This is a genomic window from Marinobacter sp. NFXS11, from assembly GCF_040148675.1.
In the GTDB taxonomy this organism is placed as follows: Bacteria; Pseudomonadota; Gammaproteobacteria; order Pseudomonadales; family Oleiphilaceae; genus Marinobacter.
Genome location: NZ_JAGDDV010000002.1, coordinates 1,003,733 through 1,018,157, shown reverse-complemented (window position 1 = coordinate 1,018,157; position 14,425 = coordinate 1,003,733). Strand labels below are relative to the sequence as shown.

Here is a 14,425-nt window from a genome sequence, read left to right as displayed (position 1 = left end):
CTCAGAACATAACCCGGCAGTTTTCAGGCCGGAATAACAAACGAAATTGTCACTAACATGATCAAAGGAGAGTACACATGACTTTACGTCTCGGAGATACCGCCCCCGATTTTGAACAGGACTCCAGTGAAGGGAAAATTTCGTTTCACGACTGGCTGGGCGACAGCTGGGGCGTGCTGTTCTCGCACCCGGCGGATTTCACCCCGGTCTGCACCACCGAACTGGGCCTGACCGCCAAGCTGAAGGATGAGTTCGCCAAGCGCGGCGTCAAGGCCATCGCCTTGAGCGTTGATCCGGTCGATTCCCACCAGGAGTGGATCAAGGACATCAACGAAACCCAGGGCTGCTCGGTAAACTTCCCGATCATCGCGGACCACGACCGCAAGGTGTCGCAGCTGTACGACATGATTCACCCCAACGCCGACAGCAGCCTCACCGTGCGCTCCCTGTTCGTGATCGACCCGAACAAGAAGGTTCGCTTGATGATTACCTACCCGGCCAGCACGGGTCGTAACTTCAACGAAGTTCTGCGGGTGATCGATTCGCTGCAGCTGACCGACGAGCACAAGGTCGCCACACCGGGCAACTGGGAGCGTGGCGGTGATGTGGTTATCGTCCCGTCCCTGCAGGATGAAGACGAGATCAAACAACGCTTCCCGAAAGGCTACAAGGCGGTGAAATCCTACCTGCGTATGACACCAGACCCGAAAGCCAACTGGAGCGGTGACTGATCACCAGCCTCCAGGCTAAATAAAAAGGCCGGGCAGCTTAAGCAGCTGTCCGGCCTTTTTTGTGAAAGCGGGGTCAGACGAACGCTTTCATCCGACGCCGATACTTCAATTATCAGAATGCCGGAACAACGGCACCCTCATACTTCTCCATGATGAAGTCGCGAACCGCATCAGACTTCAGCGCCGCAGCCAGTTTCTGCATAGCCTCGCTATCCTTGTTGTCCGGACGTGCCACCAGAATGTTCACGTAGGGCGAATCTGAACCCTCAATCACCAGTGCATCTTCTGTCGGGTTAAGACCCGCTTCCAGGGCATAGTTGGTATTGATCAGCGCCAAGTCTACCTGATTAAGGATACGCGGCAATGTGGCTGCTTCCAGCTCCTTGAAGTCCAGGTCTTTCGGGTTATCGGCAATATCACGGGGTGTCGCTGTGATCTTGCTCTCGTCCTTCAGGGTGATTAGACCCGCCTTCTGGAGCAGCAGCAGGGCACGACCTCCGTTGGTGGGATCGTTAGGGATGGCGACGACCGCACCGTCTTCAAGTGCGTCCAGCGAATCAATCTTACTGGAGTAGGCCCCGAACGGCTCCACGTGGACACCGGCTACGGTTACAAGGTCGGTACCACGGCCTGCATTAAACTCGTCCAGATAAGGCTTGTGCTGGAAGAAGTTGGCGTCCATCCGCTTCTGGTCCACCTGGATGTTTGGCTGGATGTAATCAGTGAAAACCTTCACGTCCAGCTCTACACCCTGCTCGGCGAGCTGAGGCTTCACGAATTCCAAAATCTCGGCATGAGGCACGGGAGTGGCGGCAACAGAGAGCTCTTCGGCAGCGACGGCGCCGGAGAAAGTAGCTGCTGCAGCCAGTGCTGCGAGTGTTTTCTTCAGATTCATAGATCGATTCTCCTGTTGAGCATCTTGAACAAATGAGTTCGGGTTCGGAGTACGGCCGGCGGTCGGTCGGAGTACCCTTCCGAAAAACGCCCGTGAATACGTCCGTGTGGGGCTCGGTCGCGCCATCCTTGGCGCTCCACGTTTTCGGAAGGGTACTCCGACCGCTCACCGGCCTATATCCAGCTTTTCTACTTTCTGCTGAAGTACAGAACCAGACGGTCGCCGACCATCTGCAGCACCTGTACGAAAATAACCAGTAGAGCGACTGTAATGACCATCACGTCCGTCTGGAATCGTTGATAGCCGAAGCGGATTGCCAGATCGCCAAGACCGCCGCCACCTATGACTCCGGACATGGCCGCATAGGACACCAGCGTTATTGCAGTAACGGTAATGCCGGCGATGATGCCCGGAAGCGCTTCCGGTAACAGGGCACCGAAGATAATCTGTTTTACGCTGGCGCCCATGGCCTGGGTAGCTTCGATGATGCCTCTGTCCACTTCCCTGAGGGAGGTTTCCACCAACCGTGCGAAGAACGGCGCGCCGCCAGCCACCAGCGGCGGGATTGCTCCGGCAACGCCCAGCGACGTGCCGATCAGCATTACGGTGAACGGGATCATTACGATCAGCAGGATGATGAACGGCACGGAACGGAGTACGTTCACCACGAACGAGAGCACCGCATAGGCCACCGGCTGTTCCAGCAGCTGGCGCTTGCCGAACAGGAACAGCAGAACGCCGATGGGCAGGCCGATCAGAACGCTGAACAGCAGGGACATACCCACCATGACCAAGGTGTCCCAGCTGGCCCAGCCGATTTCGTTCCAGTCTACATTGCTTAACAGGTCTTCCATCAGCGCAACACCTCCACGTGAACGTCGGCGGCTTTGAGCGCCTGCATGGCCACATCGAGATCACCGCCCACCAGTGACAGGGTCAGCTGGCCATAGGGTGTGTCTTTGATGTGGTCGATACGACCAGAGAGGATACTAAAGTCCACACCGGATTCCCGGGCAACGCTGCCCAGCAGCGGTTTGTAGGTGGATTCGCCCTTGAAGGTCAGGCGCAGGATGCGGCCGTCGGCCTTGCTCAGGTCTTCCTGGAGTTCGTCCCGGTCAATGCTTTCGCTCTCGAAGACAAAGTCTCGTGTGGTCGGGTGCTTCGGGTGCAGGAACACCTCGCTGACCGGGCCCATTTCAACCACTTCACCGGCGTCCATCACCGCCACCCGGTCGCAGACTCGGCGGACCACGTCCATTTCGTGGGTGATCAGGACGATGGTCAGGCCCAGTTCGCGGTTGATGTCTGCCAGCAGCTTCAGAACCGACTGGGTGGTTTGCGGGTCCAGGGCGCTGGTGGCTTCGTCGCAGAGCAGGATCGTCGGGCGACAGGCCAGGGCGCGGGCAATACCCACACGCTGCTTCTGGCCACCAGATAACTGGGACGGGTACTTGTTCGCCTGATCGCTAAGGCTGACTCGGGCGAGCAATTCCTGAACCCTGTCCCGGATCTCGTTCTTCGAGTAGATGCCCGCCAGCTTCATCGGGAAGGCAATGTTGTCCGCCACGGTTTTCGAGGACAGGAGGTTGAAGTGCTGGAAGATCATTCCCACCTTGCGGCGAAAGGCGCGGAGTTCGGCGGCGTCGTAGTCGGTGATGTTCTCGTTGTCGATCAGAATACGGCCGCCGGTGGGTGGTTCCAGCAGGTTGATCAGACGCACCAGCGTCGATTTACCGGCGCCGGAATGGCCAACGATGCCGAATACCTCGCCGGTTTCAATGGTCATATCGGTGGGATGAAGCGCGGGGATCGCCCGGCCGCCTACCTGATACGACTTCTGTACCTGGTCAAATACAATCACGGTCAGCGCCTTGTGGGTGCAGCGTTAAAACCGGCGATTATAGCCCATACCGTCGTCAAACCCGAATTCCGGAATGATTCTCAGTGTGGGTAGATGTCCCTACACAAACGGTTACCTGACATCCGCCACAGCCCTGAACTAAACTTGGATGTCAGAAGAACCTTAAATTTCCTCAGTTTCGAGAGCCACGCCATCCAGAGATGCCAAAACGTGACCATTGAAAAACAGCCAACGCCCTCACGGATGAACTCCACCCAGGCATGGGTCACTTATCTCAGCAAGGTCGAGCTACCGGTTCTTGCCAACACTCTCAAGCGCATCAATGAGTTGACCGACAGCCGAAACAGCACGGTTAACGAACTGGCCAACGTCATTCTCAACGATGCCCAGCTCACCTCCCAGGTGCTGAGGCTGTCCAATACTGTGTTCTACAACCAGACGCGGACTCAGGTCAGCACGGTCAGCCGGGCCATTACCCTGATCGGCTTCGATGCCGTGAAATCCATGGCTATTTCCTCGCTGATCGTCGACGCGCTCCTGAAACGCAACGACCGCCCGCACCTCTTACGCTGCCTGGCCCGGGCCATTCACGCCGCGGTTCAGGCCCGGTGTCTGATGCCCAAACGGAATGAAACGGCCCTGGAAGAGGTTTTTATCGGGGCCTTGCTGATGAACATCGGCGAGCTGGCGTTCTGGTCCTGCGAGACAGAACAGGCGACGGAACTCGAGGAACGCCTGCGGCTTGAGGAACCTCCGGTTGAAGCCCAGAAAGCCGTGCTGCACTCAACGTTTACCGAAATCACCCGCGGTCTTGTAGATGCCTGGTCCCTCGGGCCATTTATCAGGGATGTTGTTTCTCCGGGACAGGCCAATTCCATGGCCTCGAGCCTGGTGCGAAATTCTGTGGAAATGGCCCGACTTTCGGAACAGGGCTGGAGTGGTCCGGACATGGACAAGGTACTGGAACGCCTGGGCAGGGATATTGGTGAGCCCCCGGCGGTGGTTCGCGACCAGCTCAAGGTGAACGCATCGGAGGCCACCCGCGTGGCCGTTTCCCTGGGAATTCCGCAAGTCACCGCCATGATGCCGGGCGCCGAGGGCAAATCAGGCGACACCGGAGCGAGGGCGCCGGACATGGATGCGGAGCTTCAGCTGGAAATCCTGCGCGAATTAAGCCATTGCCTCGCCGAGAAACCAGATATCAACGAGGTATGTCAGCTGGTGATTGAGGGTATCCACCGGGCGATAGGCATGCAGCGGGTGGCCCTGTTGATGAGTGACCGCACCGGCAACGAACTGGTGCCCCGAAAACTCGGCGGTCGCGGCACCGAGGAATGGCGTGAACACTTTGTGATTCCCAAGGACGGAACCGGGCCACTGGGCTCGCTTCTACCCCATGCCCACTGCAGTATCTTCGAGCCCAGGCCAAACCCCGAAGGCGTGGCCTACGATCGCTGGCTGGGCAAAGTCCCGGCATTGATTGGTCCGATCAAGGCAAATGGCCGGCTGATCGGCCTGTTCTATGCCGACAATGCAGCCGGTGCTTACATGCCATCAAAAGAGCAGTTATCAGCCTTCGGCCATTTTATCCAGAACGCGCAGCTTTGCCTCACACTACTCTCAACCCACTAGCACCCGTTCAGAGCTTGTAGAGCTTGGTAACGTGCAGAATCGGCCCGGTTGGTCCCCCTGTCGGCGAACCACCCTCGGGTTCAAGACTGATGGCAAGGGTCCGGTTCCGGGTCAGGGAACTCTGTGCTTCAACTGACAGCGCCACCTCATGGGTTTCACCCGCCGGGAGGACTCCGAGAGACAGAGGCTCACCTTCCTCTGGCACCACCCATAGCTCGTAATCTTTGCCCGACTCCGCAGAGCCTGCTGCAACAGAGCGCAACTTCAGCAGGTTGCCGGGACCGGCTTCGCTCAGCAGCCACAGCGGATCGCCTATGCCTGCCTTGATGATCGCCCCCGCCAGCAGGGGCCGTTCCAAACCAGGAGACGGCTGCTGGAGCAACAGAACCGCGAAAAGCAATGCCGCAGCGGTTGCCACCAAACTCCAGCCTGGCCAGAACCAACCGGCTTTTGATGCGGCCGGGGCGGTCGCCGTGGCCTGTTCGGGCCACAGCCGCCCCTGAATGCCTGACCAAACCCGGGATGGTGGCGCTTGCGCCGGTGCTGCCGTCGATAATGCGCCGAGCTGCTGCTCCCAGAACCAAACCTCCTGTCGGACGCGGCCTGACTCCATCATCCAGCCTTCAAATCGCAGGCGGGCAGGGCCATTGAGAGACCCTAGAACATATTCCGCGGCAAGAATTTCGACTCGTTCGGGTGATTTTCTCATCGTTCAAGACACCTCTTCAGCGCCATGAGTCCCCTGCGGATCCAGCTCTTCACGGTTCCGACCGGCGAGTGCAGGGTTTCCGACAATTCATCGTGCGTAAAGCCCCTGTAATAGGCGAGCAGAATGCTGTCCCGCTGGACATCGCTCAGCTCCTCCAGGCAGCCGGTCAACTGGGCCGAGCCAAAGGTGCGCAGCGAATCATCCAGGGGCCCGGCCCGCTTGTCTGCAACCTGCTCGAGGTGCTCATCTCCGGCGGTCTGCCGGACCTTTCGGGCGCGCATCAAATCGAGAGTCCGGTACCGGGCAATGGTCATCATCCAGGCCAGGGGCGCACCCCTATCACGGTGGTATTCGCCCGCGTGATGCCAGATCTGTATGAAGCTCTCCTGCATCGCTTCTTCCGCCAACTCGCGATGGCTCGCCAATTTGACGCACAGGCCAAACATTCTCGCCGCTACCTGGCTGTAGAGTTGTTGGAATGCGTGTCGATCCTTCCTCGCCACTGAACGCAACAGTCGCATCAGTTCGTCCTGATCTACCTCGGCAGAAGCCATAAACACCCTCGTTTTTATGGTTAATGCGCAAGGTACGGGCCCACGGAAACGGAAGTTGCGCCGATCAGAAAAGATTTTTTCCTGACCGGTGCAACTTTTCGACACCCCCGTCCGTTTCTTACTCCGACGTACTCAAACAGAGAGGAAAGCAAGATGAAAACAATGATCAAACGGTCCGGCCTCGCAATCGCCGTTGCCGGAACTTGCCTTGCTACCGGTCTTGCCCAGGCCTCAAGCCACCGTGAAGCACCCTTCATCACCGAAGTTCCAAAGGTGGACGGTACCGACTTCTACATGTTCCGGAGCTATGAAACCGGCCGGGGCGATTTCGTCACCCTGATTGCCAATTACCTGCCCCTGCAGGATGCCTATGGCGGACCCAACTATTTCGATCTGGATGACGATGCCATTTATGAGATACACGTCGATAACAATGGCGATGCCGTCGAGGATCTGACGTTCCGGTTCCAACTGGAGGACAACCTCAATGACATCCAACTGCCAGTCGGCCCGGATGGCGACCAGCGTATGGTCTCCGTGCCCCTGAAAAATATTGGCGACGCCAGTGATGACGGTAACGTTCAGTTGCGCCAGACCTACACGGTGGATGTCGTTACAGGTGATCGCCGGACAGGTGCCGTGCAAACCGCGACCAACGTGAACACGGGGACCGAAACCTTCGAAAAACCGCTGGATAACATCGGAGCAAAGTCATTCAGTGATTACGCCGGTTACGCGAACCAGCATGTATTTGATATCAATATTCCGGGTTGCGGCACCAATGGTCGTGTTTTCGTCGGCCAGCGTCAGGAGGCGTTTGCGGTAAACCTGGGGGAAATTTTTGACCTGGTGAACACCAACCCCCTTGGAGCCCGGGATGGTGAGGGGCCGGGGGATCTGGCAGATAAAAACGTGACGTCCTTTGCCTTGGAAGTGCCCACCGAGTGCCTGACCGGCACCGCCATGAATTCCAACGGCCAGCCGGTAATCGGCGCCTGGACAACCGCCAGCGTTCGCCAGGCACGGGTAATCAACCCGGCCCCTGGTAGCGAAAGTCGCGGCGCAACCGTTGAAGGTGGTGCCTATACCCAGGTTTCCCGCCTCGGGATGCCACTGGTGAACGAAGTGGTCATCGGTCTCAAGGACAAGGATCGGTTCAACGCCAGCGAACCCAAGGATGATGGGCAGTTCGCCACCTATGTGACCCACCCGACACTGCCCGAGCTTCTGGAAGTGCTTTTCCCGGTGACCGCGCCGAACAATTTCCCCCGCAATGACCTTGTCACGGCATTCCTGACAGGCGTGCCCGGCGTCAATATGCCCGTTGGCGTTACGGCCTCCGAGATGCTGCGGCTGACACCCTCCATTGCACCCACATCTTTGGGCAGTCAGAACGACCTCGGTGTGCTGGCAGGCGATAACGCCGGCTTCCCGAATGGCCGCCGGCCCTATGACGATACCGTCGACATTGCGCTCCGGGTAGCGATGGGTGTGCTGGCAGATCCCGCCGACGCGCCGGATGGCACCCTTGAGTACACCGACGGCGTCCAGCTGGCATCGGACCCTGCCAACCTGCCGGCAGATTATGAGTCCTTCCCTTACCTGGCGACCCCCATCGCCGGTTCACCCAATCAGTAATCGGGAGATGGTTATGAGGGCATTTACTAAGATTTCGGCAGTCGGAGCAATCGCGCTGTTTATGACCGGCTGCTTTGATGGCTCAAGCAGCCGTGCGGAAGCGCCGGCGCCGAGCGTCGATTTCACGGCATTCGTAAAAACGCAGTTCGCCCGGACCAGTGACACTGCCGAGCCGGCAGGCGTCAACGGGGTCGATCTGAGTTTTAATGACCAGAATAATCCGCAGGCCTACAATGATCTGCTTCAATAAAACCCTACGTGGCCGGACTCCCCGCATCAGCGGCGCGGCCTTCCGTTTACCTGCCCTTCGGGGCAGGATTTTTTGGCTCATCACGGCCTTTGTGCCATTTCAGTTACAGGCAGCGCCCAGCCCAATCATCACCGATTTCAGGAATGAACAGGTGCTCGCCGAATTGCCTCGAAATGCCCCGGACATCCGACAGAACACAGGCTCGGCCGAAGAGGCTGGAAACCACCTGCAAAGGCTGATCACTCAGGCGAGAACCAGTGGCGACCCGCGGTACCTGGGATATGCCCAGACCCTGATCAACGAGTGGTCAGAAGAACACCTGACCGACCGTCTCCGGGTCCTCCGGGCAACTCTGCGCCAAAGCCTTCATCAATTTGAACCGGCAAGATCGGATCTCGAACAGGTGCTCACCACGTCCTCAGACGCGGAACAACGTATCCAGGCTCGCCTGACGCTGGCCAACCTCGAGCTTGTGCAAGGTCGATATGACGTCGCCATAAAACAGTGCAAAGCACTTCAAGCTGATTACCCCGGCCTTGTAGCAGCAAGTTGCCTGGCTTCCGCAGAGGCGAGGACAGCCAACCCGGAACAAGCCTACGCGAGCCTGGCCCTGGCGCTTGTCGAGACAAGCAAACGCCAGCGGCCCGATTCAACCAGTCGACTCTGGACCGAAGGCACGCTCGGAGACATCGCCGCTCAGGCGGGGCTTCCTCAAGCCCAGGTGCACTGGCACAGGGTGCTTGTGGCAACCCCGGATGACTTGTATATCAGAGCCCAACTCGCCGACTGGCACCTTGCGCAGACTAATTTTGAACGCGTTTTGACGCTGACCGACGGGTTCGACACGGTCGACACGCTGGCCGTGATTCGCGCCATTGCCATGGCGCGCATGGGACACCCGGACAGTGACGGACTGAACGATCGTTTGCGACAACGCTTTCAAGAGGCCCGCTGGCGAGGCGCCCTATTGCATGCCAGGGATGCCGCGCGATTTCTCCTGGATGTAGATGGCCAGCCACAAGAGGCTCTGGAACTGGCAATTGAGAACTGGCAGAACCAGAGGGAGCCTCTGGACACACGCCTGCTACTGAGATCGTCCCTCGCCGCGAACGACATAGCTGAATACCAGAACGTCAGGGACTGGCTCAGAGAGCAGGGGCAGCGCGATGCCCGCTATCCGGAGTTTGAGCAATGACGGTAACAAAAAGGATCTGGCTTGCTTTACTGACGTTGGCGCTGGTAACAGCCAGCCCCGTGGCCTTGGCCCACAAGGCCAGCGACAGCTTTCTTTACCTGGATAGCGGCCCTGCGGAGCTGCGTATTGATGTTGCATTGCGGGACCTGGCGTTGCTGACCGGCATTGATTCCAACGGCGATCGTCAGGTGTCGGGCCTGGAGCTGCGACAGGCAAGACCAGAGATCACGCGAACCGTAGAGTCTGGACTTACCCTCTCGAACACCAGTGGAATCTGCACCCTTTCCGGCAGGGAATGGGGCGTCAGTCAGCACAGCGACGGCTCATATGCTGCTGCACGATACTCTATCGAGTGCCCGGATGGTGGGCCACCTGTGGAAATGGAGTACAACCTTTTGTTTGAGCAGGATGCCTTGCATCGGGGCCTTGTTAGCCTTGACCAGGGCGGTCAGGAACGTCTCGCTGTCCTGGGCCCCAACGCCAGAACACTCGATCTCTCAAGCGAGCACGACGCAGGTTATTTCGGTGTATTCACAACCTTCGTTCACGAGGGCGTCATCCACCTGCTGATCGGACTCGATCATATTCTGTTTCTGCTGGTTCTGACCATTCCGGCAACTCTTGCAACCTACAAAAGCAGGAAATCCAGCACCGAAGCACCCTGCTTGCGTGCTCGTCTGGTGGATCTGGCCGGCATTATCACTGCCTTTACGCTGGCCCATTCCATCACGCTTGCCCTCGCCGCCCTGGATATCGTTGCCCTGCCGATAGCGTGGGTGGAAACGGTTATCGCGCTTTCAATTGGCCTGGCGGCCTTGAACGTTGCCTGGCCGGTGCTAGGAAACAAGACATGGAAGCTGGCTTTCGGGTTCGGTCTGGTGCACGGTTTCGGCTTTGCCAGTGTCCTCGGCGATCTCACCAGTGGTGTATCCGGATTGGCGGTAGCGCTGGCAGGTTTCAACCTGGGTGTGGAGCTGGGGCAACTGGCTCTGCTGGTGCTGGGATTTCCGATACTGTACTACCTGGGAAAAAGCCAAGTTTACCGGCAGGCTGCTGTGCCAGTGTTACTGGCGGGCATCGGCGCGGTCAGCTTGTACTGGGTTGTCCAGCGCGCGCCCCTATTCTGAGCGCGCGCCGGATGACCTTAGTGCAGGGCCCGCATCTGGCGCGGGTAAAGTGCGGCACTGACTTCCGGCTCTTCCAGCAGGTCGGCCAGTTCGCGGTCTACCGTGGTCTCTTCGCCTTCTTCCGGCAGCGGCTCGAACAGGGTGCTCAGCCAGGAGGCGACGGAAGGCGCTTCGTCTCGTTTGTAATCGGTGGACAGCGCCTTGATCCGGCGGAAGCCGATAATGCGCTGGTGCTTGGGATCCCGAATCTGCTCAAAACCCCGCCAGTAAACGTGATCCCTGGTGTGCAGCTGCACAAACAGGGTGTCTATAGGTCCGTCTGAATCATCAGAACCTTCAGATTCCTCCGCAAGAGTTTCGGGAGCCGCTTCGGCCTCCACTTCTGGTTTCTTGTGACGGATGGTGGTCCAGGCCGGGTAGAGCACGGCCACGGCATCCGCTTCCACATGCTCGCGGGCAGCGCGGAGGATCAAACCCCAGCGGGCCTTGTCGGCATCGGTTTCAAGGGAATTGATGGGCAAGTCGTAGCTTTGTTCACTGGACAGGACGATGGCCATCATCGGGGCGTCTAGCTCCCCCATGGCCTCGGCTTGTGCTACTGATACCAGTTCATCGATTGCCATCGGTTGGTTCATAATACGCTCGCCTCCTCGATGCCATCAGGATCTATCAGGAAGAAGGGGTCTTCCTGACTAACAGCATAGCCTGTTACGGCTACAAAGATAAACGTGGAGTTTGACCTGCCGGATCACAACCCCCGCATTAATCAGAACGCATCCTCAAGCCTTTCGTAGTTGCCAAACCAGGGGTTCGCCTCTTCCAACTGCCCCGCCAGCTGCAGCAGGGTCGCCTCGGCGCCGTGGGGACCGCCCAATTGCACACCCACCGGCAAACCTTCGGCGGTCCAGTGCATGGGCACCGACATGGCCGGCGTTCCGGTGAGATTGGCCAGTTGGGTAAAGGGGGTTCGCGCCAGGCTTTCCAGCGCCATCTGGTCCACCTGGCCGGTTCGATGCACCAGTTTACCGGCATTGAGTTTCAACATCAGGCGGGCGGCGAGCTTGAGATGGGCTGGTGTTTCCAGCTCCCCGATAGCCGCAGGCAACTGCCCGGTAGTGGGGCTCAGATATAGATCGTAACGGCCGAAGAACACGCCAAGGGCCCGGGCAAATTCGTTCCATTGCTGACGCCGGCGAACGTAATCGGAGAGCGGCATGGTGTTTCCCAGCATGCCAATTAACCGGGTATCCAGCTCGAAATCACTGTCGGCAGCACCGAATTGTTCTTTCGCCTTCGCCATCAGGGCAGACACTTCGCCGAAGTACAGTCCCAGATAACAACGGGCCAGGGCCATGCCATCGTACTCCGGCGCAGCGTATTCAACCTTGTGACCGAGACTCTCGAGAACCCTGGCGGTTTCCTCGACGGCAGCAACGCACTCGGGGGCCACCTCCGTATTATAAGGCGACGAGGTAAACACACCGATTGTCAGGCTGCCGGGGGACCGCTGCACCAGCTCAGCGAACGGCGCCGGCGGCTGCGGAATCACAAAGGGATCCCCCGGTGCCGGACCACTGAGCACATCCAGCATCGCGGCACTGTCTCTGACCGTTCGGCTGACCACATGATCGGTAGAGGCGCCTGTCCAGGCTTCGCCCATGAATGGCCCCGAAGAGATGCGACCACGGGAGGGTTTCAGTCCGAACAACCCGTTGTAGGCGGCAGGAATACGGATGGAGCCGCCACCATCGTTGGCGCCCGCCATTGGCACGATACCCGCCGCCACCGCCGCGCCGGAACCGCCACTGGAGCCACCGGGGGTGAGCTGGGTGTTCCAGGGGTTACGGGTAGGCCCCCAGAGCTCGGATTCGGTAACCGCTTTCAGACCAAACTCGGGCGTGGCGGTGCGCCCCAGGAATACCAGGCCACCATCCCGGGCCCGACGAACAAACTCCGAGTCCCGGGAGGCTATATTCTTCGTCATGCCCCGGCTTCCGTAGGTACACGGGTGGTCTGCCTGTTCCTGGGCAAGGTCCTTGAGCAGCAAGGGGACGCCCGCAAAAACGCCCTGTTCGGGGAAGCGCTGAGCTGGCGCTTCGGAGAACTGGGGATAACAGATCGCATTGAGTTTGCCGTTTACGCGGGTTGCCCGCTCCACCGCCGCCTCGCATACTTCCCGGGAAGTGACGGCGCCGCGGCGGATAAGATCAGCGAGAGCAGTTGCATCGTAACGGAGGTACTCGGATTGCTTCATGGCAGGTTCCATTTGTTATTCTGATTCGAGGAAGGTCACGGGTATAACGTCTATGATCAGATTTCTCAAGAGCTTACGCCAGCTTGCCGTGATTTTCATCCTGACGGCATCGGTCGCTGCGAGCGCGCAGGAGGCCCAACCTGACTCCAGCGAGAACAGCGAGTGGACCCGTGTTGTCCGGACGTCACCCTACTGGGTCAGTCAGGGGGTCTTCGAGAACATCCTCACCATAAGGCGCTGGGTGCTCAAGGAATCCGGCTATTGCTCCAGTGCTGATCGACATGTTCTCTATGACATGCGCGGCCGGTTTCTGGCCTGGATCAGTGACGGTGATGACCGTGAGGCCACCCAGCGCCTGCTGAATGCCACGCGACAATCACTGTTTGAGAATAACAAGGTGGAAGACTGGGTGCCTGGCGAGACGGGCCAGACCGGTTATCCATTCGCCCTTTCCTGCGATCAGCCTCATGTTAACGTGGATGAAGCCGTTGCCCGCTATCTTGGCACCCTGCCTGCGGACCGGATCTGGGGCGCCTGGGACGACCTCAGTTTTGCTACCAGTGGTGCGCCGGAAAGCCTGCATGACGCGCTCATGTACGTCTACAACCACCGCAGCAACCAGAATCGCCTTACCCTGCCGCAAGCCTTGCCCCGATACCTGGCCGGCCAGATCCTGATCGAAAGTGGAGCCCAGGCGAGGGCCCACTCCCGGGCCAACGCCAGGGGAATCCTTCAGCTGTCGCCAGCTGCCCTGTCCGACTGCGAGATTGCCCCGGACAATTTCTGGCACCGACTGGCACAGATAGACTGTGCCCTGCGCCTGATGAACCAGAATGCCCGTAATCTGGCACCGGTTTTCCAGCAACGTTTTGGCCATTTGCCTGAGGCCAAAAGAGACCGATTATTCACCCTCCTGCTGGTTCAGGCGTATCATGGCGGCGCCGGACGGGTGCAGGCGCTTCTGGACGATCCTGTACTGGCGCAGCCAGCCGAGTATTTTGCCGCAAACCATGAACGCTTCACCGCCGGTGATATTGCTTTCGGCCTGATTTTTCACAACCTGGGGCGGGACCGTCTGGGACTTGCCTCGCTCTACTATGTGGCCGACGTTCAGCTGGCAACCGAGGCCCTGTGTCGCACGGCCAAACTGAAATCAACGGAATTTTGTGAATGGAAGTACTCAACCAACTGATACCTGAAAGCCTCAGCCTTCCAGTCGCCGTTTTCCTGCTTGCCAGCTCCACCATTACTTCAATGATCACCGCCAGCCTCGGCGCCGGCGGCGGGGTTTTGCTGCTGGTACTGATGGCCAGCTGGATGCCACCCGCGGCCATTATCCCGGTGCAAGGATTAGGAGGACTATCAAATAGCAATCTATGCTGCTTAGCTCTTCTTCCGGATCATACACGTGCATCGCCCCAATCCGAGCCGATATATGACGAAGCCATCTACATAGCAGAGGTCCATCGAACCTTCGCAAGTGTGCCGGGGAAATAGTTGTGAATTTACCCACAACTTTTCAAATTTTTGAAGCATAAATTTTTCACTACTGAGCCAATCCACTGCTAATAGTGATCCA

15 protein-coding genes are annotated in these 14,425 nt (G+C 58.6%); 8 read left to right on the top strand and 7 right to left on the bottom strand.

Features of this window, described 5'->3' with window-relative positions; translation table 11 throughout:
* Positions 1–77 precede the first annotated feature (77 nt).
* Positions 78–731, top strand: coding sequence for a peroxiredoxin (locus J3362_RS13660; RefSeq protein WP_349520376.1), 654 nt, complete (start codon positions 78–80; stop codon positions 729–731).
* A 112-nt stretch (positions 732–843) separates the two neighbouring features.
* Here the strand turns inward: J3362_RS13660 and J3362_RS13655 are convergent, their stop codons facing one another.
* The 3 genes from J3362_RS13655 to J3362_RS13645 all read right to left on the bottom strand — a co-directional run bounded on the left by J3362_RS13655 (position 844) and on the right by J3362_RS13645 (position 3,487).
* A complete protein-coding gene (locus J3362_RS13655) occupies positions 844–1,626 on the bottom strand; it encodes a MetQ/NlpA family ABC transporter substrate-binding protein (protein WP_349520374.1) in 783 nt (260 codons plus the stop codon).
* A 188-nt stretch (positions 1,627–1,814) separates the two neighbouring features.
* Positions 1,815–2,480 (bottom strand): methionine ABC transporter permease, encoded by a 666-nt coding sequence (locus tag J3362_RS13650; protein ID WP_349520373.1) that lies wholly within the window; start codon positions 2,478–2,480, stop codon positions 1,815–1,817.
* A complete protein-coding gene (locus J3362_RS13645; RefSeq protein ID WP_349520371.1) occupies positions 2,480–3,487 on the bottom strand; it encodes a methionine ABC transporter ATP-binding protein in 1,008 nt (335 codons plus the stop codon). The genes J3362_RS13650 and J3362_RS13645 overlap by 1 nt, the downstream gene beginning before the upstream one ends.
* A 210-nt stretch (positions 3,488–3,697) precedes the next feature.
* Here J3362_RS13645 and J3362_RS13640 point away from each other — a divergent pair, with 210 nt between their 5' ends.
* A complete protein-coding gene (locus J3362_RS13640) occupies positions 3,698–5,119 on the top strand; it encodes an HDOD domain-containing protein (RefSeq protein ID WP_349520370.1) in 1,422 nt (473 codons plus the stop codon).
* Positions 5,120–5,126: 7 nt separating this feature from the next.
* Here the strand turns inward: J3362_RS13640 and J3362_RS13635 are convergent, their stop codons facing one another.
* Both J3362_RS13635 and J3362_RS13630 read right to left on the bottom strand, forming a co-directional pair.
* On the bottom strand, positions 5,127–5,828 hold the full coding sequence (locus tag J3362_RS13635) for an anti-sigma factor (RefSeq protein WP_349520368.1): 702 nt from the start codon (positions 5,826–5,828) through the stop codon (positions 5,127–5,129).
* Complete coding sequence (locus tag J3362_RS13630) at positions 5,825–6,382, bottom strand: sigma-70 family RNA polymerase sigma factor (protein ID WP_349520366.1); 558 nt, start codon at positions 6,380–6,382, stop codon at positions 5,825–5,827. The genes J3362_RS13635 and J3362_RS13630 overlap by 4 nt, the downstream gene beginning before the upstream one ends.
* Positions 6,383–6,535: 153 nt before the next feature.
* Between J3362_RS13630 and J3362_RS13625 the strand changes: the two genes are divergently transcribed.
* From J3362_RS13625 to J3362_RS13610, 4 genes are all read left to right on the top strand, one after another.
* Positions 6,536–8,020: a DUF4331 domain-containing protein gene (locus J3362_RS13625; RefSeq protein WP_349520364.1), complete on the top strand. Its 1,485-nt coding sequence runs from the start codon at positions 6,536–6,538 to the stop codon at positions 8,018–8,020.
* A gap of 13 nt (positions 8,021–8,033) precedes the next feature.
* Complete coding sequence (locus J3362_RS13620) at positions 8,034–8,270, top strand: hypothetical protein (RefSeq protein ID WP_349520363.1); 237 nt, start codon at positions 8,034–8,036, stop codon at positions 8,268–8,270.
* Between the two features lie 151 nt (positions 8,271–8,421).
* A complete protein-coding gene (locus J3362_RS13615; protein ID WP_349520361.1) occupies positions 8,422–9,465 on the top strand; it encodes a tetratricopeptide repeat protein in 1,044 nt (347 codons plus the stop codon).
* On the top strand, positions 9,462–10,592 hold the full coding sequence (locus tag J3362_RS13610; RefSeq protein WP_349520360.1) for a HupE/UreJ family protein: 1,131 nt from the start codon (positions 9,462–9,464) through the stop codon (positions 10,590–10,592). Before J3362_RS13615 ends, J3362_RS13610 begins: the two co-directional genes overlap by 4 nt.
* Positions 10,593–10,609: 17 nt before the next feature.
* Here J3362_RS13610 and J3362_RS13605 read toward each other — a convergent pair whose 3' ends face one another.
* Positions 10,610–11,227 (bottom strand): hypothetical protein, encoded by a 618-nt coding sequence (locus tag J3362_RS13605; protein ID WP_014579014.1) that lies wholly within the window; start codon positions 11,225–11,227, stop codon positions 10,610–10,612.
* Between the two features lie 131 nt (positions 11,228–11,358).
* A complete protein-coding gene (locus tag J3362_RS13600) occupies positions 11,359–12,846 on the bottom strand; it encodes an amidase (RefSeq protein ID WP_349520358.1) in 1,488 nt (495 codons plus the stop codon).
* 52 nt (positions 12,847–12,898) lie between these two features.
* On the opposite strand from J3362_RS13600, the gene J3362_RS13595 reads away from it, so the two are divergent.
* Together J3362_RS13595 and J3362_RS19820 are read left to right on the top strand one after the other, a co-directional pair.
* The gene (locus J3362_RS13595) at positions 12,899–14,038 is read left to right on the top strand and encodes a lysozyme family protein (protein WP_349520357.1); all 1,140 of its coding nucleotides are present in this window, start codon (positions 12,899–12,901) and stop codon (positions 14,036–14,038) included.
* Positions 14,017–14,343, top strand: a complete 327-nt coding sequence (locus J3362_RS19820; RefSeq protein WP_502882434.1) for a hypothetical protein — start codon at positions 14,017–14,019, stop codon at positions 14,341–14,343. Before J3362_RS13595 ends, J3362_RS19820 begins: the two co-directional genes overlap by 22 nt.
* Positions 14,344–14,425 lie beyond the last annotated feature (82 nt).

What these genes read in the sequence shown, in the direction of transcription:
- J3362_RS13600 (WP_349520358.1), bottom strand. Translation starts at nt 12,846, where the DNA reads ATGAAGCAATCCGAGTACCTCCGTTACGATGCAACTGCTCTCGCTGAT.
- J3362_RS13595 (WP_349520357.1), top strand. Translation starts at nt 12,899, where the DNA reads ATGATCAGATTTCTCAAGAGCTTACGCCAGCTTGCCGTGATTTTCATC.
- J3362_RS13610 (WP_349520360.1), top strand. Translation starts at nt 9,462, where the DNA reads ATGACGGTAACAAAAAGGATCTGGCTTGCTTTACTGACGTTGGCGCTG.
- J3362_RS13625 (WP_349520364.1), top strand. Translation starts at nt 6,536, where the DNA reads ATGAAAACAATGATCAAACGGTCCGGCCTCGCAATCGCCGTTGCCGGA.
- J3362_RS13630 (WP_349520366.1), bottom strand. Translation starts at nt 6,382, where the DNA reads ATGGCTTCTGCCGAGGTAGATCAGGACGAACTGATGCGACTGTTGCGT.
- J3362_RS13650 (WP_349520373.1), bottom strand. Translation starts at nt 2,480, where the DNA reads ATGGAAGACCTGTTAAGCAATGTAGACTGGAACGAAATCGGCTGGGCC.
- J3362_RS19820 (WP_502882434.1), top strand. Translation starts at nt 14,017, where the DNA reads ATGGAAGTACTCAACCAACTGATACCTGAAAGCCTCAGCCTTCCAGTC.
- J3362_RS13620 (WP_349520363.1), top strand. Translation starts at nt 8,034, where the DNA reads ATGAGGGCATTTACTAAGATTTCGGCAGTCGGAGCAATCGCGCTGTTT.
- J3362_RS13605 (WP_014579014.1), bottom strand. Translation starts at nt 11,227, where the DNA reads ATGAACCAACCGATGGCAATCGATGAACTGGTATCAGTAGCACAAGCC.
- J3362_RS13635 (WP_349520368.1), bottom strand. Translation starts at nt 5,828, where the DNA reads ATGAGAAAATCACCCGAACGAGTCGAAATTCTTGCCGCGGAATATGTT.
- J3362_RS13655 (WP_349520374.1), bottom strand. Translation starts at nt 1,626, where the DNA reads ATGAATCTGAAGAAAACACTCGCAGCACTGGCTGCAGCAGCTACTTTC.
- J3362_RS13660 (WP_349520376.1), top strand. Translation starts at nt 78, where the DNA reads ATGACTTTACGTCTCGGAGATACCGCCCCCGATTTTGAACAGGACTCC.